The sequence below is a fragment of the Janthinobacterium sp. GW821-FHT03C10 genome, from assembly GCF_059420865.1.
Genome location: NZ_JBWKUN010000002.1, coordinates 92,419 through 115,469 on the forward strand (window position 1 = coordinate 92,419; position 23,051 = coordinate 115,469).

Sequence of the window (23,051 nt, forward strand, 5' to 3'; positions counted from 1 at the left end):
CGTTTTTGCCTCAGTGACAGGGGATTGATCTCCTGAACTACAACCCCACTTCTCGAGGAACTGCATCATGAAAAAACGCACTGTCAACATTGTCGCTACTCTGATCGCCGGCTTGTTCGCTACCGCAGCCTTTGCTCAAACGCCAGCCGTGCCGGCCAAGGCCGAAGCCAAGCACACCAAGGAAGTGGCAAAAGCGGAAGCCAAGGAAACCAAGGCCGTCGTGAAAGCCGATGCCAAGGAAGCCGCCGTCGCCGCCGATGCGAAAGCCGATGTCGCCAGCGCCAAGGCCGATGCCGCCGCCACCAAGGCCAAAGCCCATCACAAAGCGAAAAAAGCCAAGGCCAAGGCTGCCGAAGACAAAGCTGAAGCGACCGCGGCAGCAGCCAAATAATCCCCTCCGCGCGATTTTTTGCGCCACGAAAAAAAGACAGCTTCGGCTGTCTTTTTTCGTTTTCATGTACGCATCACGCAACAACAGCCGATAAAACACCTGATTGTAAGAAAGTGTAAACAAGGTCAACGGCAAGCTTCCGGGGCGCGTTTTATGCTCAGTGACACGGGAATCATCCCGGCACCAACAGACGTACCAGACAAACCACCACTGAGGACTGCACCATGAAAAAAGCAATTGTTACCCTGATCGCCGGCCTGTTCGCTACCGCTGCCTTCGCCCAAACGCCTGCAGCGCCAGCAGCCCCGGCAGTGCCCGCCAAAGTGGAAGCGGCCCACACCAAGGCCGTCGTGAAAGCCGATGCCAAGGAAGCGCAAGCCGTCGTGAAAGCGGACGCGAAAGAAGCGAAAGCCGTCGTCGCCGCGAAAACGGAAGTCGCCAGCGCCAAGGCGGAAGCGGCCACCACCAAGGCCAAGGCCCACCACAAAGCCAAGAAAACCAAAGCCAAGGCTGATGCCAAGCTGGCTTCGGCCACCGCCGAAGCAGCACCGGCAGCAGCCAAGTAATCATCGACACACCATCGTTTACCACTCTCCAGGACAATACAATGAAAAAAGTTATCGCCACTCTCGTCGCCAGCCTGTTCGCTACCGCCGCCTTCGCCCAAACCCCTGCCGCCCCGGCAGCGCCGGTTCCCGCCAAGGCGGAAGCGGCCCACACGAAAGCCGTAGCAAAAGCGGAAGCCAAGGAAACCAAGGCCGTCGTGAAAGCCGATGCGAAAGAAGCAGCCGTCGCCGCCGATGCGAAAGCCGACGTGGCCAGCGCCAAGGCCGACGCCAAGGTCAGCAAGGCCAAGGCCCATCACAAGGCCAGCAAGGCCAAAGTGAAAGCGGACGCAGCGAAAGCGGCAGAAGCCGTTCCGGCGGCGCCAGCGCCAGCGAAGTAATCGCGGCAGTGACCACGGGAGCGCTTCCGCCGGGTCTGCGCTTCCGTGGTGGCTTCGCCCCATTACCAAGGACAGCTTCGGCTGTCTTTTTTTTCGCGCCCGGCAATGGTTGCGCGTGACCGGCAATTACGGCCGCCAGCAGGAAGCACCCGCGTAAAACCATGTAAAGATGTAAAAAAACAACGCTTTTCAGTCACAAAAAGGCCCCATTCCGGCGACTCCTCAAATAGAATTGAGAATTATTCTCATTCTCATCCTTGATTCAGGAGCCGTTTCAATGCCAGGTCGCACCGTCCTTTCCGCCGCACCGTCCACCCCATCCTCCCCCTCCGCACTGTCGTTGCGCCCGCTGGCCCTGGCCATTTCACTGGCGCTCGGCGCCGGCATGGCGCATGGCGCCGACGGCGCCCCCGCCGATGACGCTGGCGAAGATACGCCCGTGATGCAAACCATTACCGTCACGGGCAGCAGCGACGCGAACGCCTACACGGCGCGCAAGAGCGCCTCGGCCAGCAAGTTCGTCCTGTCGCTGCGCGAGACGCCGCAGGCCGTTTCCGTGGTTACGCGCGCGCAAATGGACGATTTCAGGCTCGATAACGCCAGCAAGGTGCTGGCGCAAACGACGGGCGTGACGGTGGAAGCGGTGGAAACGGACCGCACCTATTACACGGCGCGCGGCTACGACATCACCAATTTCCAGTTCGACGGCGTGGGCCTTCCTTTCGTCTTCGGCAATGTGATGGGCGACCTCGATACGGCGCTGTTCGAGCGCGTCGACATCGTGCGCGGCGCGAATGGCCTGATCTCCTCGACCGGCAATCCGTCGGCCACCGTCAACTTCGTGCGCAAGCGCCCGACCCAGGGCCTGGCCGCTGCCGCCGGCGTCACGCTGGGCTCCTGGAACACGCGCCGGCTCGATGCCGACGTGTCCACGCCGCTGGGCGCCGATGGCAAGGTGGCGGCGCGCTTCGTCGCCGCCCACGAGGAAGGCGATTCCCACCTGGACCGCTACTCGCCGCGCAAGGATGTCGCCTACGCCATCGTCGAAGCGAAGCTGACGCCGGACACCCGCCTGGCCGTGGGCCACAGTTACCAGAACAACCTGGCCAGGGGCGGCATGTGGGGCGCCCTGCCCGTCGCCTACACGGACGGCACGCCGACCGACTACCCGGTTTCCGCCTCGACGTCGGCCGACTGGTCGCGCTGGAGCATCCTCAACAACAGCACCTTCGCCGAACTGGCGCACCAGTTCAATACCGACTGGCGCGTGACGGCCACCGCCACCTACAACCGCTCCACCTCGGATTCAAAGCTGTTCTACGTCTACGGCACGCCGGACAAGGCCACGGGCAACGGCTTGTTCAGCTACCCTTCGCGCTATGCCTCGGCCAACAAGCAGCGCCTGCTCGATGTCGCCGCCACGGGCGAATTCACGCTGGCCGGGCGCCGGCATGACCTCAGCATGGGCCTGGCCTGGTCGAAGTCCACGCTGGACGACGTGTCGTATTATGGCCGCGGCATCGGCACGGCCCTGCCGAACGGCACGGCCTTCGACGGTTCCTACCCGGAACCGCTCTTCGATGCATCGACCAATGGCAGCGCCTACAAGGATGAACGCAAGAATGCCTACCTGGCCGCCCGTTTCAACCTGGCCGACAATGCCAAGCTGCTGGCGGGCGTGAACACCGTCAAGGCCGACAGCACGGGCAGCGCGTACGGCGTCAGCCAGGCCAAATCGCAGAGCGACACCACGCCCTACGTGGGCCTGGTGTACGACATCGGCCGCCATGTGTCCGCCTACGGCAGCTATACGGAGATCTTCAACCCGCAAAGCAGCATCGACCGCACGGGCCAGACCCTGGCGGCGGCCACCGGCAAGAGCCTGGAAGCGGGCTTGAAAAGCGACTGGTTCGACGGGCGCCTGAACCTGTCCGGCGCCCTGTTCAAGACGCGCCAGAAGAACGTGGCCGAAGCGGCCGGCACCACGCCTGACCTCAAGACGTTCTACAAGGGCGTCGATTCGGAATCGCAGGGTTTCGAGCTCGATGCCTCGGGCGAACTGGCGAAAGGCTGGCAGGCGAACGCCGGCTATGCGCGGCTGCGCATCCAGGGCGACGACGGCCAGGATGCGCGCACCTTCATCCCGCGCAAGCGCTTCCACCTGGCCACCACCTATCACGTGCCGGCGGTGCAGGCGCTGAAGGTGGGCGCCAGCCTGACCTGGCAGGACGCCATCTACAACAAGGTCGACGACGGCACCACCCTGCACCAGGGCGCCTACGCGCAACTGGGCCTGATGGCCAGCTATGCCATCAGCCGCAACGTCAGCCTGTCGCTGAACCTGAACAATGTGACGGACAAGAAGCACCTGACCAGCCTGTACTGGACCCAGTCGCTGTACGCGGCCGGCCGCAATGGCAGCGCCACCCTGAGCTGGAAATACTAGGGAGCCGCCATGCGACTGCGTCCTCCCATGGTTGTTCTGCACCGCTGGTTCGGCCTGGCGGCGGCGCTCTTCCTGTTCATTTCCGGCCTGACGGGCGCCTTGATCTCGTGGGATCACGAGCTCGACGCCTGGCTCAATCCGCAGCTGTTCCACGCCGCCGGCGCCGCCGGTGACGGCCCCGCCAAATCGGGACTGGAGCTGGCGCGCCAGCTCGAGGCGCAGGACCGGCGCCTGCGCGTGAACTACGCGCTCACGGCGATCGAGCCTGGCCACACGACGCTGATCTCGGTGGAAGGCCGGCCCGACCCGGCCACCGGCAAGCCGTTTGAACCGGGCTTCAACCAGGTGGCCGTCGATCCGGCCACAGGCGCCATCCAGGGCACGCGCCAGTGGGGCGCGGTCTCGCTGACGCGCGAAAACCTGCTGCCTTTCCTGTATAAGCTGCACTACACCATGCACATTCCCGATGGCTGGGGCATCGAGCTGGGCGTGTGGTTCATGGGCATCATCGGCATCGTGTGGGTCCTTGACTGCGGCATCGCCCTGTACCTGTCGTTCCCGAACTGGCGCAGCTGGCGCAAGTCGCTGGCCTTCCGCTGGCGCGAAGGGGGCCACCGGCTGAACTTCGACCTGCACCGCTCGGGCGGGGTGTGGGTCTGGTTGCTGCTGCTGGTGCTGGCCGTCACCTCCGTGTCGATGAATCTGCAAACCCAGGTGATGCGTCCCCTGGTGGCGAAGTTGTCCACGCTCAGCCCGAACGCCTTCGACAGCCGCACGCCGCAGCCGCCGGAACACCCCATCGAGCCGCTGCTGACGCGCGAACAGGTTGTCGCGCTGGCGAAGACGGAAGCGGCAAGGCGGGGCTGGACGCTGCCGGCCGGCGGCGTGTTCTATTCTTCCGCCTACGGCCTGTATGGCGTCGGGTTCTTCGCGGCGGACAACGACCATGGCGACGGCGGCCTGGGCAATGCGTGGCTGTACTTCGACGGGCGCGACGGCAAGCCGGCCGGCGGCGTGGTGCCCGGCACGGGCAGCGCGGGCGACATCTTCCTGCAGGCGCAATTCCCCCTGCATTCGGGCCGCATCCTGGGCCTGCCCGGGCGCATCCTGATTTCCGCCATGGGCCTGGTGGTGGCCATGCTGAGCGCGACAGGCCTGATCATATGGCTGCGCAAGCGCCGCGCACGCGCGGCGCTTGCGGGCAGCTGAAGACATCCCGCAATCCATCCTGAAGGCGGACGCTACGCAGATGTAAGCGTTTGTAATGACCGTCAACGCCAGCGTCCGGGGGCGCGTTTTATGCTCAGTGATACGGGAATCACCCCGGCACCAACAGACATACCAGACAAACCACCACTGAGGACTGCACCATGAAAAAAAGCATTTTCAACCTGAGCGCTACCCTGATCGCCGGCCTGTTCGCCACCGCTGCCTTTGCCCAGACGCCTGCAGCGCCAGCAGCCTCGGTTCCCGCCAAAGTGGAAGCAGCCCACACCAAGGCCGTCGTGAAAGCCGACGCCAAGGAAGCGCAAGCCGTCGTGAAAGCGGACGCAAAAGAAGCGAAAGCCGTCGTCGCCGCGAAAACGGAAGTGGCCAGCGCCAAAACGGAAGCGGCCGCCACCAAGGCCAAGGCCCACCACAAGGCCAAGAAAACCAAGGCCAAGGCTGACGAAAAGCTGGCATCGGCCGCCGCCGAAGCGGCACCCGCCAAGTAATTCCTTCTCACTGCATTCACCCGAAAAAACACCAAGGATCTCATCATGAAAAAAGTCATCGCCACCCTGATCGCCAGCCTGTTCGCCACCGCCGCTTTCGCCCAGGCGCCAGCCGCTCCCGCCGCCACGCCAGCAACGCCTGCCGTTGCAGCTGTACCGGCAGCGAAAGCGGAGGCACCGGCCGCCGCCAAGCCAGCGGAACACAAGAAAGCCAAGCATCACAAGGCGAAGAAAGCGGCACCGGCAACGCCAGCAACTCCGGCCGCACCAGCAGCTTCCGCACCGGCAGCTGCGCCAGCCAAGTAATCGCGGCCGCGCAAACCAAAAAGACAGGGTTTTCCCTGTCTTTTTTTTCATCCGCTTTTTTGTGTATTTATTTCGGCATCAGCACCGTGTCGATGACATTGATCACGCCATTCGACTGGTACACATCATAGGTGCTGATGTTGGCACTGTTGCCGCCTTCATCCATCACGACGATGTTGTGCATGCCGTTCATGGCGAACATCAGCTTGCCGCCGCTGGCCGTGGGCAAGGTGGCTTTACCGTCATGCATCTTGATTTCCTTCGCCAGCGCCTTGAAGTCGTATTTGCCGGGCACCACGTGGTAGGTGAGGATTTTCGTCAGGGTCGCCTTGTTTTCCGGTTTGACCAGGGTCTCGACGGTGCCGGCCGGCAGCTTGCCGAAGGCCGCATTCGTCGGCGCGAACACGGTGAACGGCCCCTTGCCTTTCAGGGTGTCGACCAGGCCGGCCGCCTTGACGGCAGCGACCAGGGTCGTATGGTCGGCCGAATTGACGGCGTTGTCGACGATGTCCTTGCTCGGGTACATGCTCTGGCCGCCCACCATGGTCGCCATGTCGGCGGCAAAAGGGGCGCTGGCGGCCAGCATGGAGGTGATGAACAGAGCTGCGGGAACGATGGTGCGCATGATGGTATCTCCTGGATGACTGCGTTTGCGTGATTGCAGGAGTATTTACGCGGCCTGTCCACAAACGGATTCAACTGGTTTTCAAAAAAAACGGCGCCGTGCAGATGCACGACGCCGTTTCGCGATGTTTTCCTTGCCGCGGGCCGGGGATGCCAGCCCGCGATGCCGGGAATCAGTTGGCCGCGACCTGCGGCTCCGTCTCGCCCCAGCCGCCGCCCAGGGCGCGGATCAGCGCCACCGTGGTGACGGCGCGGTTGCCGCGCAGCTGCACGGCGTTGCGCTCGATGGCAGCCAGGTTGCGCTGCGCGTCCAGCAGATCGAGGTAGCTGGAACGGCCCGCGTCGTACAGCTTTTGCGCCAGGTCGGCCGAGCGGCGCGCCGAGACGACGGCTTCGTCGATCTGCTGCGTCTGGCCCGACAGGATGCGCAGGCCGGCCAGGTTGTCTTCCACTTCGGCGAAGGCCACCAGCACGCTCTGGCGATACGTCGCCACCGACTCTTCCAGCTGCGCTTCGCTGCGGCTCACGGCCGCCTTGTTGCGGCCACCGTCGATGATGGGCATCGACATCAGGGCGCCCAGCAGCCAGGAGCGGCTGCTCCACTTGAAGATATCCGAGAAGGTATCGGACGCGCCGCCGCCGGAAGCGTTCAGGCTCAAGGCGGGGAACATGGCCGACTTGGCCACGCCGATGCGCGCATTCGACGCTTCCATGGTGCGCTGTGCCGAGGCGATGTCGGGACGGCGTTCCAGCAGCGACGATGGCATGCCGGCCGGGATCACGGGCAGGAAGCCGCTGTCCTGCAGCGGGTTGACGCCCGCCGTGAAGCTGGCGGCAGGTTTGCCCAGCAGGACGGCCAGCGCATGCTCGCTGGTGGCGCGCTGGCGCTGCAGGCCGATGGCTTCGGCGCGCACGGTCGACAGCTCCGTGCGGGCACGGGACAAATCGAATTCGCCGATGTCGCCCAGGTCGTAGCGGCGCTGGTTCACATACACGCTTTCCTCGCGCAGGCGCACCGTCTGTTCCAGGGTCGCCAGTTCGGCGTCCGTGGCGCGCAGCTGGAAGTAGGTTTGTGCCACGTCGGCCTGCAGCGACAGCAGCACCGAGCGGTAAGTCGCTTCCACGGCCAGCGCATCGCTGCGCGAGGCGCTGACGTTCGATGCCACCCTGCCGAACAGATCGACTTCGTAGCTGGCCGTCAGGCTGGCCTGGTAGACGTTGGTCGCCGCCACCGGCGCGCCGTTCGGCAAGCCGAGCGACACGGCGGAAGCGCGGTTGCGCTGGCCGCCCACGTTGACGCCCACTTGCGGAATGCGGTCCGCTTCGGCGATGCCGGCAATCGCCCTCGCCTGCTTGACGCGGGCGGCGGCCACGGCCAGGTTGGCGTTCGCCTGCGTGGCTTCGTTGATCAAGCTGGTGAGAGCCGGATCATTGAAGGCCAGCCACCACTCGCCGCGCGCCTGGCGCTCGGCCGGCACGCCCTGCTTCCAGCGCGTGCCGTCGGCTGCCGTCTGCACGGCGGGCGCTTGCGCTTCCTTGAACGCCGCCGGCGTCTCGATCTGCGGCTGCTTGAACTCGGGCGCCGCGCAGGCGGCCAGCAGCACGGCGGCGGCCATGGCGCTCAAGACGGGCGCCGCGCGCCGGATGATTGCATTGGTTTTCAATATATATCTCCTTCCAGGTTCAATGCTGGCGCGGCGGCAGGCTTGGCGGCAGCATCGGCTGGTTTTTTCTCAAAACGCTGCGCCAGGGTGCGCAGCAGTACGTAGAACACGGGCGTCAGGAACAGGCCGAAGAAGGTCACGCCCAGCATGCCGGCGAAGACCGCCACACCCATCGCATGGCGCATTTCCGAACCGGCGCCGTGCGAGAACACCAGGGGCACCACGCCCATGATGAAGGCGATCGACGTCATCAGGATCGGACGCAGACGCAGACGGCACGCTTCCAGCGCCGCTTGCACAACGGTGCGGCCATGCTCTTCCAGTTCGCGGGCAAATTCCACGATCAGGATGGCATTTTTTGATGCCAACCCCACCAGCACGAACAGCGCGATCTGGGTAAATACGTTGTTGTCACCGCCGGTCAGTTTCACGCCAAGCAAGGCGCAGAGGATCGACATCGGCACGATCAGGATCACGGCCAGCGGCAATGTCCAGCTTTCGTACTGGGCAGCGAGCACCAGGAACACCAGCAGCACGCACAGCGGGAAGACATAGATCATCGTATTGCCGGACAAGATGTCCTGATAGGTCAATTCCGTCCACTCATACGAAATCCCCTGCGGCAGCACTTCCTTGGCGATGCGTTCCAGCGCCGCTTGCGCCTGGCCGCTCGACACGCCAGGGGCTGCGCCGCCGTTGAAATCGGCTGCTGCATACGCGTTGTAGCGCTGCACGCGATCGGGACCATAGCTGTCCTTGACGCGCATCAGCGACGACAGCGGGATCATTTCGCCCTTGTCATTGCGTACCTTCAGCTGCGCGATATCCTGGGCATGTGAACGGAAAGCCGCATCGGCCTGCACGCGCACCTGGTAGGTGCGGCCAAACTGGTTGAAGTCATTCACGTACAGCGAACCGAGGTTGATCTGCAAGGTCTGGTAGATCGTTTGCAGCTGCACGCCCATCTGCTTGGCTTTTACACGGTCGACGTCGGCGAACAGCTGCGGCACGTTGATCTGGTAGCCCGAGAACACGCCCGCCAGTTCCGGCGTCTGGTAGGCCTTGGCGGCCAGTGCCTGGGTGGCGTTGTACAGCGCGTCGTAACCGAGGTTGCCGCGGTCTTCGATCATCATCTTGAAGCCGCCGATGGTACCGAGGCCGTTGACGGGCGGCGGCGGGAAGACCATGATGAAGGCGTCCTGGATGCCGCCCAGGCGCTTGTTGATCTCGGCCGCGATGGCGCCGCCGGACAGCTCCTTGGTAGTACGCTCGTCGAACGGCTTCAGGGTGGCGAAGACGATGCCGGCGTTCGGCGCATTGGTGAAGTCGTTGATCGACAGGCCTGGGAAGGCGATGGTCGATTCGACGCCGGGCACCGACTTGATGACGTCGGACATGCGGCGCACGACATCTTCCGTGCGGTCCAGCGAAGCGGCGTCGGGCAATTGCGCAAAGCCCACCAGGTATTGCTTGTCCTGCGCCGGCACGAAGCCGGCCGGCACGGACTTGAAGGTGAAGATGGCGGCAACGACCAGCAGCGCATACACGCCCAGCGAGGCGCTCTTGCGGCCCAACACACCCTTCACGCCCGCTTCATAGCGGTGCGAGGCGCGGCCGAAGAAGCGGTTGAACCAGGCGAAGAAGCGGCCGAAGACCATGTCCATGCCGCGCGTCAGTGCGTCTTTCGGCGCATCGTGCGGTTTCAGCAAAGCGGCCGACAGGGCCGGCGCCAGGGTCAGCGAGCTGAAAGCGGAGATCACGGTCGAAATGGCGATGGTCAGCGCGAACTGGCGATAGAACTCGCCCGACAGGCCGGGCACGAAGGCGATCGGCACGAACACGGCGCACAGCACCAGGGCGATGGCGACGATGGGACCGCTGACCTCTTTCATGGCCTGGATGGTGGCGTCGCGCGGCGACAAGCCTTCCTCGATGTTGCGCTCGACGTTTTCCACCACGACGATGGCGTCATCGACGACGATACCGATGGCCAGCACGAGGCCGAACAGCGACAGGGTGTTGATCGAGAAGCCAAAGCCCAGCATCACGGCAAAGGTACCGACAATCGACACGGGAACGGCCAGCAGCGGGATGATCGATGCGCGCCAGGTTTGCAGGAAGATGATCACCACCAGCACCACCAGGGCGATGGCCTCTAACAGGGTATGGATCACGGCTTCGATGGACGAGCGCACGAATTGCGTCGGGTCGTACTCGATGCGGTATTCCACGCCTTGCGGGAAGTCTTTTTTCAGCTCGTCCATCTTGGCGCGCACGTCGGAAGACAGTTGCAGCGCGTTGGCATTCGGTGCCTCGAAAATACCCATGCCGACGGCAGGATTATTGTTCAGCAGCGAACGCAGCGAGTAGCTGTTGGCGCCCATTTCCACGCGCGCCACGTCCTTCAGGTGCGTCACGGCGCCGTCGGCATTGGTGCGCACGATGATGGCGCCGAATTCCTCGGGCGTCTGCAGACGGCCCTGGGTATTGACGGTCAGCTGGAAGTCCGAGTTCTTCGCCGGCGAGGCGCCGATCACGCCGGCGGCCACCTGCACGTTCTGCTCGCGGATGGCGTCGACGACGTCATTGGCCGTCATGCCGCGCGCCGCTACCTTTTGCGGGTCGAGCCAGATGCGCATGGCGTAGTCGCCGGCGCCGAAGATCTGGATGTCGCCCATGCCGGGCAAACGGGCCAGTTGATCCTTGACGTTCAGCACCGCGTAGTTACGCAGGTACATATCGTCATAGCGCTTGTTGGGCGAGACCAGGTGCACGACCATGGTCAGGTTGGGCGAGGACTTGACGGTCGTCACGCCGATCTGGCGCACTTCCTCGGGCAGGCGCGGCAAGGCGCGCTGCACGCGGTTCTGCACCTGCGTCTCGGCCTGCTCGACGTTGGTGCCGATCTTGAAGGTCACGGTCAGCATCATCGCGCCGTCGGACGTGTTTTGCGAGGACATGTAGAGCATGTTCTCGACGCCGTTGATCTGCTCTTCGAGCGGCGCGGCCACGGTTTCGGCGATCACTTTCGGGTTGGCGCCCGGGTATTGCGCGCGCACCACCACGGATGGCGGCACGACGTCGGGATATTCGGAGATGGGCAGGCCGAAAATCGACAGCAGCCCGGCCACGAATATGACGATCGACAGCACCGCCGCGAAAATCGGCTTGTCGATGAAAAAGCGGGAAAAATTCATGTTTATTCCTTGGAAGTCGATGCTGCTTTCGCGGCGATCTTGGCGTCTTTTACTTCAGGTTTTGCGGGAGCGACGGGCGCGGTCGGGTTGAAATCCATCGCTACCATCTGCGGCGTCACGGGCGCGCCGGGGCGCACGCGCTGCAAGCCGTTGACGACGATCTTCTCGCCCGCCTTCAAGCCTTCGCGCACCACGCGCAAGCCGTCCGAGGTCGGGCCCAGCTTGACGGCACGGTATTCGGCCTTGTTATCGGCGCCCACCACGTAGACATATTTACGGCTTTGATCCGTGCCAACGGCGCGGTCGGAGATCAACAGCGCCGTGCTTTGCGCGTGCGGGCCGTTGCCGCCGTCGAGCTGGATGCGCGCGAACAGGCCCGGCACCAGCTGGCGCTCGGCGTTGGCGAAGGTGGCGCGCATGCGCACGCTGCCCGTGGCCGGGTCGAGCTGGTTGTCGACGAATTCCAGCTTGCCTTCGTGCGGGAAGCCCGTTTCGTTGGCCAGGCCTACCTTGACGGTGACGGGCGTGCCCTTTTGCGCCGTGCCGGCCACGCGCAGATAGGTATCTTCATCGCCGTCGAAGCTGGCGTAGATGCGGTCCGTCGACACCACGGAGGTGAGGATGGCGGAAGCGTCGATCAGGTTGCCGACGGTGATTTCCGCCTTGCTGACGCGGCCGCTGATCGGCGCCTGCACCTGCGTGTATGACAGGTTCAGCCTGGCCGCTTCATACGCGGCTTGCGCCGAGCGGACATTCGCGTCCAGCTCTTTCAGGCCCGAGGCCTTTTCATCGAATTCGCGCTGGGCGATGGCTTTTTCGGCCAGCAGCTTTTCAGCGCGCGACAGTTCCAGCTTGGCCAGTTCCGCCTTGGCGCGAGCCGATGCGGCCGTGCCTTCGGCGCGCGACACTTCGGCCTGGAAGGGGCGCGGATCGATGACGAACAGCACATCGCCCTTTTTGACTTCGCTGCCCGGCTTGAAGTTGACGGCCGTGATGAAGCCGCCGACGCGCGAGCGGATTTCCACGCGCTCGATCGCTTCCAGGCGGCCCGAGAATTCCTGCGTTTCCGTGATCTGTTTTTCAACGACGGCGGCGGCCGAGATGGGCGGGCCGCCGGCCGCTGGCGCGTCGGGCACCTTGCTATTGGCCGAATCGCAGCCGGCCAGGCTCACGGCCACCAGTCCCGCCAGCGCGAGCGAGGCCGCCAGGGGCTTGAGCAGAGTGGAAAATTGTTGAACGTTTTTCATTTTATTTCCCTGTTTTATGAAAATTTCTAATGGTATGGGCGGCAGGAAGCAACCCAGCTGAAAAAGTGAATGGTGGTGCCATGGCGCCCGACGGCGCTCGATCAAAGGTAAACAGGCCGCCAGCTGCTTGAAAGCGGACGGGGACGACGAAGCTGGCTGTGCGAACGCACAACGCAGACAGGAAGGGAACTACACTGCGTAGTGTAGCAACCGAAACTCAAAAAGTAAACTGATTAGTGTAAGTTTTTTTGCAGTGCCGCAGATGGCGGCTTTATGACTCGGGCTCCTGCCCCAGTCCGGCGACGAAACTGCTAATTTCGCTCAATACCTGCACCTTGCAGGCGCATTCATTACGGGCGGTCGCATCCTGCAGCGGCGCGGCGGCCATGCGCCGCACGGTGGTCTTGATGCCGCAGGCGATCAATTTGCTGCCGTATTGTTCAGCCTCGTCGCGCAATGGGTCGTCTTCGCTGGACAAGATCAAGGCTGGCGGCAGGTTCTTCAGGCGGCTCGACTGCAATGGCGACGCGTACGGATGGGTACGGTCAGCGGCATTCGGCAGGTAGCCGCGGTAGGCGGCGGCGCACTGGTCCGCCACTTCGGCCAGGTCCGGACAGGTCGGCAAGGATCGCATCGAGCAGGTCGACAGGCCGGGGTCGAGCATGGGCATGATCAGCACCTGGCCCGCGAGGGGCGGTCCGCCCCGGTCGCGCGACATCATGGCGCACACGGCAGCCAGGTTGGCGCCCGCTTCGATGCCCGACACCACCATCTGCTTGCCCGTCCAGCCCAGCTTGGACTTGTTCTTTTTCGCCCACAGCAGCACGGCATGCGCGTCTTCCACGGCGGCGGGGAATGGCCGCACCTTCGCCAACGTGTAGTTCGCGGCCAGCACCACGTGGTCGGGGTTGCTCAGCACGAGGCAGCGCAGGAAGTCGTCCGCGTCGTCCAGGTCGCCGGCCACAAAGCCGCCGCCATGGAAGAAGACCATCAGGTTCGGCTGCTTGGCGCCCGGCACGCCGGCCGTGTAGACGCGCGCGCCGAGCGCATCTTGCGCGCCCTGCACCTGGATGTCGCGTATCTTCAGCGCCTGGCCAGGCGCCAGTTCGGCCGCGTTGTCGGCAAACGTCATTGCGCCACCACCGGCTGCACCGCAGTATCGCGCACCGCGTCGTTCAGGCACAACAGGGCGACGCCGCCCACTTCATGGGTCAGGGCGCTATAACCGCTGGCTTCGCTTTGCGCCGCCAACGAGTAGGCATCCGTCGATACCATCGCGGCCAGAGCAAACGAGCTCATAGCGAGAGCAAGCACTGCAAAGATTCCATTCCGATGACCCATGATGTTTCTCCTGTGAACTTCCTGCGGCAATCACATTTATGCTGCAGTACAACAACTATAGACTTGATCTACAATCTGATAAAGAGTGCAATGCCGAATTGATTGTTCAGAATTCTGAATAATCACGTGGAAAGTGATAGGAAATCAAGTGAACAAGCTGCAAGCCATGGAAGTCTTCATCCAAGTCGTCGATGCGGGCGGCTTTACGCGCGCGGCGGAAAACATGCAGTTGCCGAAAGCCACCGTGTCGACCCTGATCCAGTCGCTGGAAAGCAGCCTGTCGGTCAAGTTGCTCAACCGCACCACGCGCCACGTCAGCATCACGTCCGACGGCGCCGCGTATTACGAACGCTGCGTGCGCATCCTGTCGGACGTGCGCGAGGCCGAGGAATCGCTGTCGCGCACGCGCCTGAGCCCCAGCGGACGGCTGCGCGTGGATGCGCCCACGGCCCTGGCCAGCGAACTGATCATCCCCGCCCTGCCCGACTTCTTCGCCCGCTACCCGGACATCTCGCTGGAACTCGGCTGCAGCGACCGCCCCGTCGACCTGATCGAGGAAGGCGTCGACTGCGCCGTGCGCGGCGGAGAATTGGGCGATTTGAACCTGATCGCGCGCCGGGTCGGCGTATTGCATTTCATCACCTGCGCCGCGCCCGGCTACCTGGCGCGCCATGGCACGCCGCTGCACCCGAACGACCTGGCGCAGCACCGGGGCGTGAATTTTTTCTCCGCCAAGACGGGTAAGACCTTCGACTGGGATTTCACGCGCGCCGGCGAGCGCATCCAGATGTCCATGCCCAGCCATATCGCCCTGAACGACTCGAACGCCTATGCGGCCGCCGGCCTGGCGGGCCTGGGCATCGTGCAAATGACGCATTTCATGCTTGCGCCTCTGCTGGAACAGGGCAAAATGGTGGAATTGCTGGGCGATTGGGAATCCGACCCCCTGCCCATCCACGTGATCTATCCGCCCAACCGCCACCTGTCCGCCAAGGTGCGCGTGTTCGTCGAATGGGTCGCCGACATGTTTACCAACCACCCGGCCACGCAGCTGAAGGGCAAGAGCCCCCTGCCCGCGCGTGCCGCCCTGACCGAGGCCCAGCCATGACCGCAGCAAGCACACCACCGCACCTGCACCCGCACCGCATCGTCTTTCTCGACCGCGACAGCCTGATCGCCACCGTGCGCCCACCCGCCTTTGCGCACGGCTGGGAAGAATATCCGCACACCAAGGGCAGCGAGCAGACGGTAGCCCGCCTGCAAGGCGCCACCATCGCCATCACGAACAAGGTACCGCTGCGCGCGGCCGAGCTGGCGCAACTGCCCGACCTGAAGATGATCGCCGTGGCCGCCACGGGCACGGACATCCTCGACCTGGCCGCCTGCCGCGAACGGGGCATTATTGTCGCGAATATCCGCGACTATGCGCGCGCCACCGTGCCCGAGCATACCCTGGCGCTGATGCTGGCCCTGCGCCGCCAGCTGGTCGCCTACCGCTTTGATGTGGAAGCGGGCCTGTGGCAGGCATCGGACCGCTTCTGCCTGTTCGGCCACCCGATCCGCGACCTGGCGGGCAGCCGCCTGGGCTTGCTCGGCTACGGCGCGCTGGGCAAGTCCGTGGCGCAGCTGGGGCGCGCCTTCGGCATGCAGGTGATCGTGCACAACCGTTCCCCGATCCAGGAAGATGGCGTGCAGGAAGTGAGTTTTGACGAATTGCTGGCCACCTCCGACGTACTGAGCCTGCATCTGCCTTTGACGGACAAGACGCGCAACATCATCGGAGAGCAAGAGCTGGCGCGCATGCAGCCCACGTCGCTGCTGATCAACACGGCGCGGGGCGGCCTCGTCGACGAGGCGGCGCTGGCCCAGGCATTGACGAACGGCGTGATCGCCGGCGCCGGCTTCGACGTGCTGTCGAAGGAACCGCCGCCGCCAGACAATCCGCTGTTGAACTTGCGTCTGCCCAACTTCATCCTCACGCCGCACACGGCCTGGGCCAGCGGCGAGGCCATGCAAAAGCTGGCCGACATATTGATCGGCAACGTGGAAGCGTTCGAACGCGGTGCGCCCGTGAACGTGGTGGCATGAACGCCGTGCACGAACTCGATGAACTGCTGGGGCTGGATAGCGACGAATACGACCGCCTCGACCTGTTTCAGGAGGCGGACGAACTGATCGGGCAACTGCGGACGGCCGACGTGCCCGCGCTGCTGGCCCTGTGGCAAGCGCGCAGCCTGTGCTGGCAGCAGCGTTTCACGCAAGCGAGCAGTTCGATCGACGGCGCCGTGCTGCGCGCCCTGCTGGCCGGTTTGCTGCAGATCAAGGAGACGTTCCACGGCGTGTTCGAACTGATGAGCCGCCTGCCGCCCATGGCCGACCATTCCCCGCTCAGCGACGCCCTGCTCGATTACGCCGAGCGAGCCTGGTATGCGCAGGGGGCGGCAAGACACCGGCAAATCCAGATCAGTTGCTGGAGCTGCGGGCTGTCGGGCCGGCTGCTGAAGCGGCTGGGGCTGTCTGCCTGGAAGGATGCGGGGCTGTAGCCGCTACGACGCGGCGGGACGCTCAAAGCTGAAACCCGGCGCATACGCGTGATAACCGTCGAAATCGCCCTTGCCGATGGCGGCACCTTGGCTGCGGGCAATCGCATACGCCATGCTGAAGTGAAAGTAGAAATTCGGCAGGATGTACAGATTCAAGTACTCATCGGCCGGCAGCGCGATGTCGGCAAAACCGGCCCGGTCGCGGCAGATGCGTCCGGGCGGCCCGTCGAAGCGTTCAGGGGGAATCGCCTTGAGGTAGCGCATGGTCTGCGCGATCTGTTCCTGCAGGCTGGCGGCGGCGCTGAAATCGGCCGCCTCCAGCCCCGCCAGCGGGCAGCAGCCGCGCAGGGAAAAGCTCACGGCCGCGCGCACCTGCTGGGCGAACGGCAGCATGTCCGGGTGCAGGCGCGCCGCCAGCAGCTGCGGCGCCGTGCCGGTCTTGGCGAGCATGGCGGAGAACTGCGCCAGCGAGCGGCAAAAGATGGCGACGGGGTGGCTGTTCATCATTTCCTTGTACAAGATTCAAGATGACAAGAGTGTGCCACAGGCACCCGCGTCCCCGCAGCGTTATCGCCGGTGCTTGCTGAAAAATTCCCACATCACCTCGTTCGCATCGATGGCGCGCGTGGTCTTGCCGATGGGCAGGCCAACATTGAAGGCGTCGGCACCGGGCCACGTGTGGCCGCCATCCTTGACGGTGAGCAAAGCCACGCTGGCGCCGCCAGTGCCCTGCTCCTGCCAACTCACTTGCGTGGTATCGCCGGCAGGGCCAGGCATCAGGCGCGGCTGCGGCGCGGCGCCGTCGATGCCGTTGTGCCTGCGCCAGTAGGCGAAGGTGTCTTCGGCCGACAGATAGCTGGCGGCCTTGCCCTCGAACAGCACCACCTTGTCGGCCGTGCCCTGTATCAGCAGCATGCCGACCTTGTCCGTCTGCTGGTGATGTTGCAGCACGGGTTCCGGCATGGGCGCGCCCACCGAGGCGACGGCGGCGAAATGCTGTGGCAATTCCGCCGCCAGGCGCAGGGCAAAGAAACCGCCGCGCGACAGGCCCGTCGCATACACGCGCTTGTCATCGATGCGGTAATCTTGCTTGAGCTTGCTCAATATCGCCTGCGTAAAACCGACATCGTCCGTGCCTGCCAGGTAATCCATGCCGAAGCCCACGTTCCAGTCTTGCTTGATGCCTTGCGGATACACAACGATGAACCGGTGGCGCTCGGCCGCCTTGTTCATCTGCGTGTACAGCATCTGTTCCGCCATGCTCATGCCGCCGCCATGGAAATTGAAGACGACGGGAAACGCCTGCTGCGGCGCCTGGTCGTAGGCGGCGGGCGTGTAGACGATGTAGCGGCGTTTTTGCTCTTTGTGGACGAGGCTGCTCACTTGCGCCGGCGCGGGGATGCTGGTGCACGCCAGCACCAGCAGGCTGATAAGAAGTTTCATGCGGTTTTCTCCATTCATCAAGAACTTGCAGCTTATGCAAGCGCCGGTGAAATCGCGGTGAAATCTGCCTGCTTTTTATGGTTTCTGGAGGGGAATGATGTCGACGCGGTAGTGCGCCTCGCCCGGATGGAAACGGATTTCCCAGCGCATGGCCCGCGCCACGCGCCCCAGCAAGCTTTGCCCATGCGCAAAGCCCTGGATGCGCCGCGGCTGCCCCGCCGGCACGGTATTGCCGATGCTCAGGCAGCCTTGCGCAAACGCGATGTTGATGCGGCAAGCGGGGCCGCCATGGAACAGGGCGTTCGCCAGGCAGTTATTGATGAGCAACATCGTCAGCTGCCTATTGCCGACGACATCCAGGCGCTCGGGCAAGTCCAGCGCCAGCAGGCTGGCATCCCACGGATGTTCGTCGAGCAGGCGCAGCAGGCATTGCTCTATGCAGCCGCGCAGCTCGACTACTTCGCCGGACACCTGCTCTGCCCGCGCCAGCGCGAACAGCACGTCGATGGTGGCGCGCATCTCATCGACACCCTGGCGCAGCTGCGCCTGCCCGTCTGCCGCCAGGGGCTGTGCGCCCGCCAGCGCCAGGCTGTTGTGCATCAAAGTGAGCGGCGTGCGCAGTTCATGGCTGACGTCGCGCGCGAACGCCTGTTCGCGCCGCAACACCGTTTGCAGTTCGGTAAACGTGGTTTCCAGGCGGCGCGCCAGGAAACCGATCTCGTCGGGGCGGTCGCGCTCGCTGAAATGCACGGCGCCGCCGGGCGCCAGCTGGCGCGCTTCCCGGGCCAGGCGCTGCAAGGGCAGCACGAGGCGGCGCGCCAGCCAGTACGCCAGCAGCAGGGCCAGGGCGATCAGCGCCAGGGCCACGCCAGCGACGACACCGCCCACTTCCCGCGCCAGGCGCTGCACCACCAGCACGGGCGCCACATCCGCCAGCAGATAGCTGCGCTGCGGCTTGCCCGCAGCAACGAGGTCCAGCGCCAGCACGTGATAATGCTGGCCCGTCGTCGTGAACACTTCGCCGCGCGGGGCAGACGGCGGCACTTGCGCGCGCACCGCTTGAGGCAAGTCAAGGTAACTGCCATAAACCGTGATGAGGTCGCTGCCAGACGGCGTAAGCTTGCCGTGCTGCTGCCAGCGCATGCTGACGGCAGCCGCTTCGCGCCCGAGCAGGCGCTGCACCAGCATGTCTTCCGTCACGTAGGCGATCACCAGCGCCAGGCCCGTGTAACACAGGCACAGCACGACGGTGAAGCCGGCCAGGGCCGCGAACAGCCGGCGGCGGATCGACTTGGTCATGGGGGCGCCGCAGAGTCGAAGGCCAGGCGGTAGCCCAGCTGCGGGATGGTCACGAGCATACCCGCCGCGCCAGCCCCTCCAACCAGTTCCAGCTGCTTGCGCAGCGCGTAGATGTGCGATTTGAGGGCGTCGCTGTCGGGCGGCTGGCTGCCCCACAGGGCTTGCAGCAAGGCCGAGCGCGACACGGCGTGGGGATGCTCGCGGCATAGCAGCAGCAGGATTTTAAAACCCGTCTGCGTCAGCGCCAGGGGAGCATCATCGTACAGGGCGCGTCCTGCGCGCGTCTGCAAGGTGAACGGACCCACGCGCATTTCCTGGCGCACGTGCAGCTGCTGCCGGCGCGCCAGCGCTTCGCAGCGCAAGGCCACCTCGCGCAAGTCGAAGGGCTTGGTCAGATAGTCGTCGGCGCCGTCGCGAAAGCCGCGTGCCTTGTCTTCATAAGAGTCGCGCGCCGTCAGCATCAGGATCGGCACATTGCTGGGCGCGGCCGCCTTGATGGCGCGGCACACTTGCAAGCCATCGATATCGGGCAGGTTCAGGTCCAGCAGCACCACGTCATAGGGGTTGCGCGTGGCCAGCGCGACACCGAGCGCGCCCGTGCCCGCATGGTCCGTCTGCCAGCCCAGGCCGTCGAGGAAATCCAATACCTGGCGCGCGATGGCCAGGTGGTCTTCCACCAGCAGGATATTCAAGGGCGCTTTGCTCATGGCACGCCGGCAAGGCGCGCATACAGCCAGAAGTTGCCCGATCTTCCACGGATTTGCCGGTAGCAGCGCAGATAGCCTTCCCGCTCGAAATGGCAACGCTCGAGCACGCGCAGCGAACGCTCGTTGCTTTCCAGCACGGTCGCCTGGATACGCAGCAAGCCCAGGCGCTGGAAGCCCCAGTCCACGACGGCGTTCACGATGGACGTGGCCACGCCCCGCCCCCACACTGCAGGAGAAAGGTCGTAGGCGATTTCGGCCGTGCGGTGCTGTGGGGAAATCGCATTCAAGCCGATCGTGCCCACCAGCTGGCCGCCGTCGCGCAGCACGACGGCCAGCCGTATCGGCGAAGTCGGCTGGGCCGACGCGTAATCATCGAAATTGGCCTGCAGGTCGTCGATGCTGCGCAAGTCCCAGCTCGTGTGTTTGATGACGACAGGGTCGGCCAGGTAGGCATACCAGGCGGGCGCGTCGCCGCGTTCCAGGCGGCGCAAGGTCACGAGGGGATGGGTGGAACAGGGCAAGTCAGCCGGTTTCATCGTTTGCTCATGGAATAATCAATCGACGGGGCAATCGGCGGCCAGCCAGGCGGCGAAATCATCGGCGACCCGCTCGAAATCCTCGCGCTGCATCGAGCCATGGCCCACCAGATACACGGCGCGCTCGGCGCCATCAAGCGCCAGCATGACGGCGCGCCCGCCGCTGTCGTCGCCGATGGTGAGGTAGCCGGGGCAGGATTGCTGCGTGTCATATGTTTCGTTGCGCTCCATCAAACTTTCTGCGCCGTACAGCAATACCTGCTCGCCCCGCATGCCCTCTTGCCAGTGCTGCAGAAAGCCCTTGTAGTACGCCGGCAAGGCGTGGCCCAGCCAGCGTTCCAGCGCGTCGATCGCTTGCCCGCTCACGCGGCGTCCTTGCGCCGCGCTTCCCACTCGCGCCGCAGCAAGCCGTACAGTGCCGAATCGCTGACGTGGCCGCCCACGATCCAGCGCTCCGGCAAAAAGCCTTCCTTATTAAAACCCTGGCGTTCGAGGGCGCTGGCCGAGCCGGCGTTGAGCGGGTCGATATCGGCTTCCAGGCGGTTCAGGTCGCGCTCGACGAAGGCGTACTCGATCAGCGCCGACAGCGCTTCGTGCATATAGCCACGGCCCCAGTGCGGACGCGCCAGCGCGTAGCCGATCTCGGCGCGGCGGTTCTGGCGGTGCACGGAAAACAGCGTGCAGCTGCCCACATATTCGCCCGTCGCCTGCAGTTCGATGGCGAAGCGGAAGAATTCTTCATTCTCGAAGGCGGCACTGTCCTCGGCGATCTGGCGCGCGGCGCGGCCGGCGTCATCCCAGGGCGGTTCGCTGAAATAGCGCATCACTTCGGGATCGGCATGCATGGCGAACAGGGCCGCCTCATCGGATGGCTGCGGCTTGCGCAGGATCAGGCGTTCGGTGGTGAGGATTTTCGTGTAAGCCATGCAACTCCAATCGAAGGTTCAAACGGACGATGCCTATTATTCCATGCAACTATAGTGATGTGGCAACTTTGCAAGCTTGCTTTTTAATGTAGTATGGCAATGTTTTATCATATCATTGATGCAACTTCATAATCCGCTTATGCACGCAGTAAAGAATATCCCCGACACCGACGCCCTCGCGGCGCAGCCCGAGGTCCTGGGCCGGCACAAGCGGCCGGTGACCGCCTGGGCCAGCATCGCCTTTTTCTGCATGTGCGCCATCTTGCTCGGCATGACGGTGTGGATCGTCTGGTCTTCGCGCGAAGTGCGCTTGCGCGAAGCGCGGACGACGACGGAAAACATGGCGCGCACCCTGGCCACGCAAGCGTACATGGAACTGGAAATTGCCGATGTGATGCTGGAAGATATTGCAGAACACGTCAGGAACGAAGGCAATAATGACCATACCGGCGAACGGCTGCAGTCGCATCTGCAACAGTTGTCGAAAAATATCGTGGAAATTGCCGGCGTCTTCATCTTCGACGGACAGGGAGAGCTGCTGGCCTCCTCCGGCACCAGGCAGGACGGCAACAATGCCGACCGCAAATACTTTATCTACCACCAGACGCATGCGCAGCTGGGCAGCCATATCAGTGCGCCCGTGCGCAGCAAATCAAGCGGGCAATGGGTATTGCCCGTTTCGCGCCGGGTCGAAGCAAAGGATGGCACGTTTGCCGGCGTGGTGCTCGTCACCCTGGGGCTGAACTCCTTCGAACGCATCTACGCCACGCTCAACCTGGGCAATACGGGCACGGCCTTCTTTGCCCTCGATGACGGCACCCTGATCTACCGGCGGCCATTCCAGCCCGAGGTGATCGGCATGGATATTTCCTCGGGCGCCATCTTGCAGGCCTACCGCAACCAAGGGCCCGTCGGCACGGCGATGATGACGGCGAAAGTGGACGAAATCGAACGGCTGTACAGCTATCGCCATCTGCAGCGCTTTCCCGTCATCGTGGCGGCGGGCTTGTCGAAGGACGACATTTTTGCCGAATGGCAATGGTTGAGCACGCAAATCGTGCTGGCCTCGCTGGCGGCGGGGGCGCTGCTGCTGTACCTGTTCCGCAAGCTGATGCGGCAAATTGCCATACGCGACCGTATCGAGGCCAGCCTGCGCCTGGCCAGCACGCAGTTGCAGCGCGCCAATGCGGACCTGGCGGCGCGGGCGTCGCAAGACGGCTTGACGGGGCTGGCCAACCGCCGCAGTTTCGATGAAACGCTGGCGCATGAACTCAATCGCGCCCAGCGCAGCGGGCATCCGGTGTCGTTGATCATGCTGGACGTGGATTTCTTTAAAAAATTTAACGACCAGTACGGTCATGTGGCCGGCGATGCTTGCCTGCAGGCCGTTGCCAGCGCCGTGGCGCGCAGCGTGGGCCGGGCCGAAGACCTGCCGGCGCGCTATGGCGGCGAAGAGTTTGCCGTGATCATGCCCGGCGCCAGCGCTGCGGGCGCGCTGGAAGTGGCCGAAGCCATCCGCTCGGCCGTCGAAGCGCTGCAAGTCCCCCACGCGGCCAGCGCGAACGGTGTCGTGACCGTCAGCCTGGGCGCGGCCACGCTCCAGCCCGACCAGGAGCGGCGCGCGGACAGCAGCGAGCTGATACGCCAGGCCGATGCCTTGCTGTACCAGTCGAAAAACAGCGGCCGCAACCGCGTCACCATCCATGCGCCAGCAACATAA

The 23,051-nt window shown here is 64.1% G+C and carries 24 protein-coding genes; 11 read left to right on the forward strand and 13 right to left on the reverse strand.

Translation table 11 applies throughout. The features are described from left to right. The first annotated feature begins 67 nt into the window (after positions 1-67). The 7 genes from AC07VH_RS08195 to AC07VH_RS08225 all read left to right on the forward strand — a co-directional run bounded on the left by AC07VH_RS08195 (position 68) and on the right by AC07VH_RS08225 (position 5,804). A complete protein-coding gene (locus AC07VH_RS08195) occupies positions 68-391 on the forward strand; it encodes a hypothetical protein (RefSeq protein WP_475414000.1) in 324 nt (107 codons plus the stop codon). Between the two features lie 224 nt (positions 392-615). After that, positions 616-957: a hypothetical protein gene (locus AC07VH_RS08200; RefSeq protein ID WP_494787175.1), complete on the forward strand. Its 342-nt coding sequence runs from the start codon at positions 616-618 to the stop codon at positions 955-957. 41 nt (positions 958-998) lie between these two features. Then, positions 999-1,337: a hypothetical protein gene (locus AC07VH_RS08205; protein ID WP_494787176.1), complete on the forward strand. Its 339-nt coding sequence runs from the start codon at positions 999-1,001 to the stop codon at positions 1,335-1,337. Positions 1,338-1,614: 277 nt separating this feature from the next. Beyond that, complete coding sequence (locus tag AC07VH_RS08210) at positions 1,615-3,783, forward strand: TonB-dependent siderophore receptor (protein WP_494787177.1); 2,169 nt, start codon at positions 1,615-1,617, stop codon at positions 3,781-3,783. 15 nt (positions 3,784-3,798) lie between these two features. Beyond that, positions 3,799-4,992, forward strand: coding sequence for a PepSY-associated TM helix domain-containing protein (locus AC07VH_RS08215; protein ID WP_494787426.1), 1,194 nt, complete (start codon positions 3,799-3,801; stop codon positions 4,990-4,992). Between the two features lie 161 nt (positions 4,993-5,153). Continuing rightward, a complete protein-coding gene (locus AC07VH_RS08220) occupies positions 5,154-5,498 on the forward strand; it encodes a hypothetical protein (RefSeq protein WP_494787178.1) in 345 nt (114 codons plus the stop codon). 45 nt (positions 5,499-5,543) lie between these two features. After that, positions 5,544-5,804, forward strand: a complete 261-nt coding sequence (locus AC07VH_RS08225; RefSeq protein ID WP_475414005.1) for a hypothetical protein — start codon at positions 5,544-5,546, stop codon at positions 5,802-5,804. A gap of 67 nt (positions 5,805-5,871) precedes the next feature. On the opposite strand, the gene AC07VH_RS08230 is transcribed toward AC07VH_RS08225, so the two are convergent. From AC07VH_RS08230 to AC07VH_RS08255, 6 genes are all read right to left on the reverse strand, one after another. Continuing rightward, the gene (locus AC07VH_RS08230) at positions 5,872-6,429 is read right to left on the reverse strand and encodes a fasciclin domain-containing protein (RefSeq protein WP_489630512.1); all 558 of its coding nucleotides are present in this window, start codon (positions 6,427-6,429) and stop codon (positions 5,872-5,874) included. Between the two features lie 172 nt (positions 6,430-6,601). Beyond that, positions 6,602-8,044 (reverse strand): efflux transporter outer membrane subunit, encoded by a 1,443-nt coding sequence (locus tag AC07VH_RS08235; RefSeq protein ID WP_494787427.1) that lies wholly within the window; start codon positions 8,042-8,044, stop codon positions 6,602-6,604. 44 nt (positions 8,045-8,088) lie between these two features. After that, complete coding sequence (locus AC07VH_RS08240; protein ID WP_494787179.1) at positions 8,089-11,289, reverse strand: efflux RND transporter permease subunit; 3,201 nt, start codon at positions 11,287-11,289, stop codon at positions 8,089-8,091. A gap of 2 nt (positions 11,290-11,291) precedes the next feature. Then, positions 11,292-12,536 carry an efflux RND transporter periplasmic adaptor subunit gene (locus AC07VH_RS08245; RefSeq protein WP_494787180.1) on the reverse strand — a complete coding sequence of 415 codons (1,245 nt, stop codon included), beginning with the start codon at positions 12,534-12,536 and terminating at the stop codon, positions 11,292-11,294. A gap of 271 nt (positions 12,537-12,807) precedes the next feature. After that, complete coding sequence (locus AC07VH_RS08250; protein ID WP_494787181.1) at positions 12,808-13,668, reverse strand: alpha/beta hydrolase; 861 nt, start codon at positions 13,666-13,668, stop codon at positions 12,808-12,810. Further along, positions 13,665-13,835, reverse strand: a complete 171-nt coding sequence (locus AC07VH_RS08255; protein WP_494787182.1) for a hypothetical protein — start codon at positions 13,833-13,835, stop codon at positions 13,665-13,667. The genes AC07VH_RS08250 and AC07VH_RS08255 overlap by 4 nt, the downstream gene beginning before the upstream one ends. A 190-nt stretch (positions 13,836-14,025) precedes the next feature. Here AC07VH_RS08255 and AC07VH_RS08260 point away from each other — a divergent pair, with 190 nt between their 5' ends. From AC07VH_RS08260 to AC07VH_RS08270, 3 genes are read left to right on the forward strand one after another with little or no spacing between them, the layout of a single operon-like run. Next, the gene (locus tag AC07VH_RS08260; protein WP_475414010.1) at positions 14,026-14,985 is read left to right on the forward strand and encodes a LysR family transcriptional regulator; all 960 of its coding nucleotides are present in this window, start codon (positions 14,026-14,028) and stop codon (positions 14,983-14,985) included. Continuing rightward, positions 14,982-15,965, forward strand: a complete 984-nt coding sequence (locus AC07VH_RS08265; protein ID WP_494787183.1) for a D-2-hydroxyacid dehydrogenase — start codon at positions 14,982-14,984, stop codon at positions 15,963-15,965. The genes AC07VH_RS08260 and AC07VH_RS08265 overlap by 4 nt, the downstream gene beginning before the upstream one ends. Further along, positions 15,962-16,420 carry a hypothetical protein gene (locus AC07VH_RS08270; protein WP_494787184.1) on the forward strand — a complete coding sequence of 153 codons (459 nt, stop codon included), beginning with the start codon at positions 15,962-15,964 and terminating at the stop codon, positions 16,418-16,420. Before AC07VH_RS08265 ends, AC07VH_RS08270 begins: the two co-directional genes overlap by 4 nt. A 3-nt stretch (positions 16,421-16,423) precedes the next feature. Here AC07VH_RS08270 and AC07VH_RS08275 read toward each other — a convergent pair whose 3' ends face one another. The 7 genes from AC07VH_RS08275 to AC07VH_RS08305 all read right to left on the reverse strand — a co-directional run bounded on the left by AC07VH_RS08275 (position 16,424) and on the right by AC07VH_RS08305 (position 21,331). Continuing rightward, on the reverse strand, positions 16,424-16,927 hold the full coding sequence (locus AC07VH_RS08275; protein ID WP_494787185.1) for a DUF1993 family protein: 504 nt from the start codon (positions 16,925-16,927) through the stop codon (positions 16,424-16,426). A 60-nt stretch (positions 16,928-16,987) separates the two neighbouring features. Next, positions 16,988-17,863, reverse strand: coding sequence for an extracellular catalytic domain type 1 short-chain-length polyhydroxyalkanoate depolymerase (locus AC07VH_RS08280; RefSeq protein ID WP_494787186.1), 876 nt, complete (start codon positions 17,861-17,863; stop codon positions 16,988-16,990). Between the two features lie 75 nt (positions 17,864-17,938). Beyond that, positions 17,939-19,162: a sensor histidine kinase gene (locus AC07VH_RS08285; protein ID WP_494787187.1), complete on the reverse strand. Its 1,224-nt coding sequence runs from the start codon at positions 19,160-19,162 to the stop codon at positions 17,939-17,941. Continuing rightward, entirely contained in the window at positions 19,159-19,869 is a 711-nt protein-coding gene (locus AC07VH_RS08290) for a response regulator transcription factor (protein WP_494787188.1), read from the reverse strand. The genes AC07VH_RS08285 and AC07VH_RS08290 overlap by 4 nt, the downstream gene beginning before the upstream one ends. After that, positions 19,866-20,405 (reverse strand): GNAT family N-acetyltransferase, encoded by a 540-nt coding sequence (locus tag AC07VH_RS08295; protein ID WP_494787189.1) that lies wholly within the window; start codon positions 20,403-20,405, stop codon positions 19,866-19,868. Before AC07VH_RS08295 ends, AC07VH_RS08290 begins: the two co-directional genes overlap by 4 nt. An 18-nt stretch (positions 20,406-20,423) precedes the next feature. Beyond that, entirely contained in the window at positions 20,424-20,771 is a 348-nt protein-coding gene (locus AC07VH_RS08300) for an SMI1/KNR4 family protein (protein ID WP_475414018.1), read from the reverse strand. Continuing rightward, the gene (locus AC07VH_RS08305) at positions 20,768-21,331 is read right to left on the reverse strand and encodes a GNAT family N-acetyltransferase (protein WP_475414019.1); all 564 of its coding nucleotides are present in this window, start codon (positions 21,329-21,331) and stop codon (positions 20,768-20,770) included. The genes AC07VH_RS08300 and AC07VH_RS08305 overlap by 4 nt, the downstream gene beginning before the upstream one ends. Positions 21,332-21,470: 139 nt before the next feature. Between AC07VH_RS08305 and AC07VH_RS08310 the strand changes: the two genes are divergently transcribed. Beyond that, complete coding sequence (locus AC07VH_RS08310) at positions 21,471-23,051, forward strand: sensor domain-containing diguanylate cyclase (protein WP_494787190.1); 1,581 nt, start codon at positions 21,471-21,473, stop codon at positions 23,049-23,051.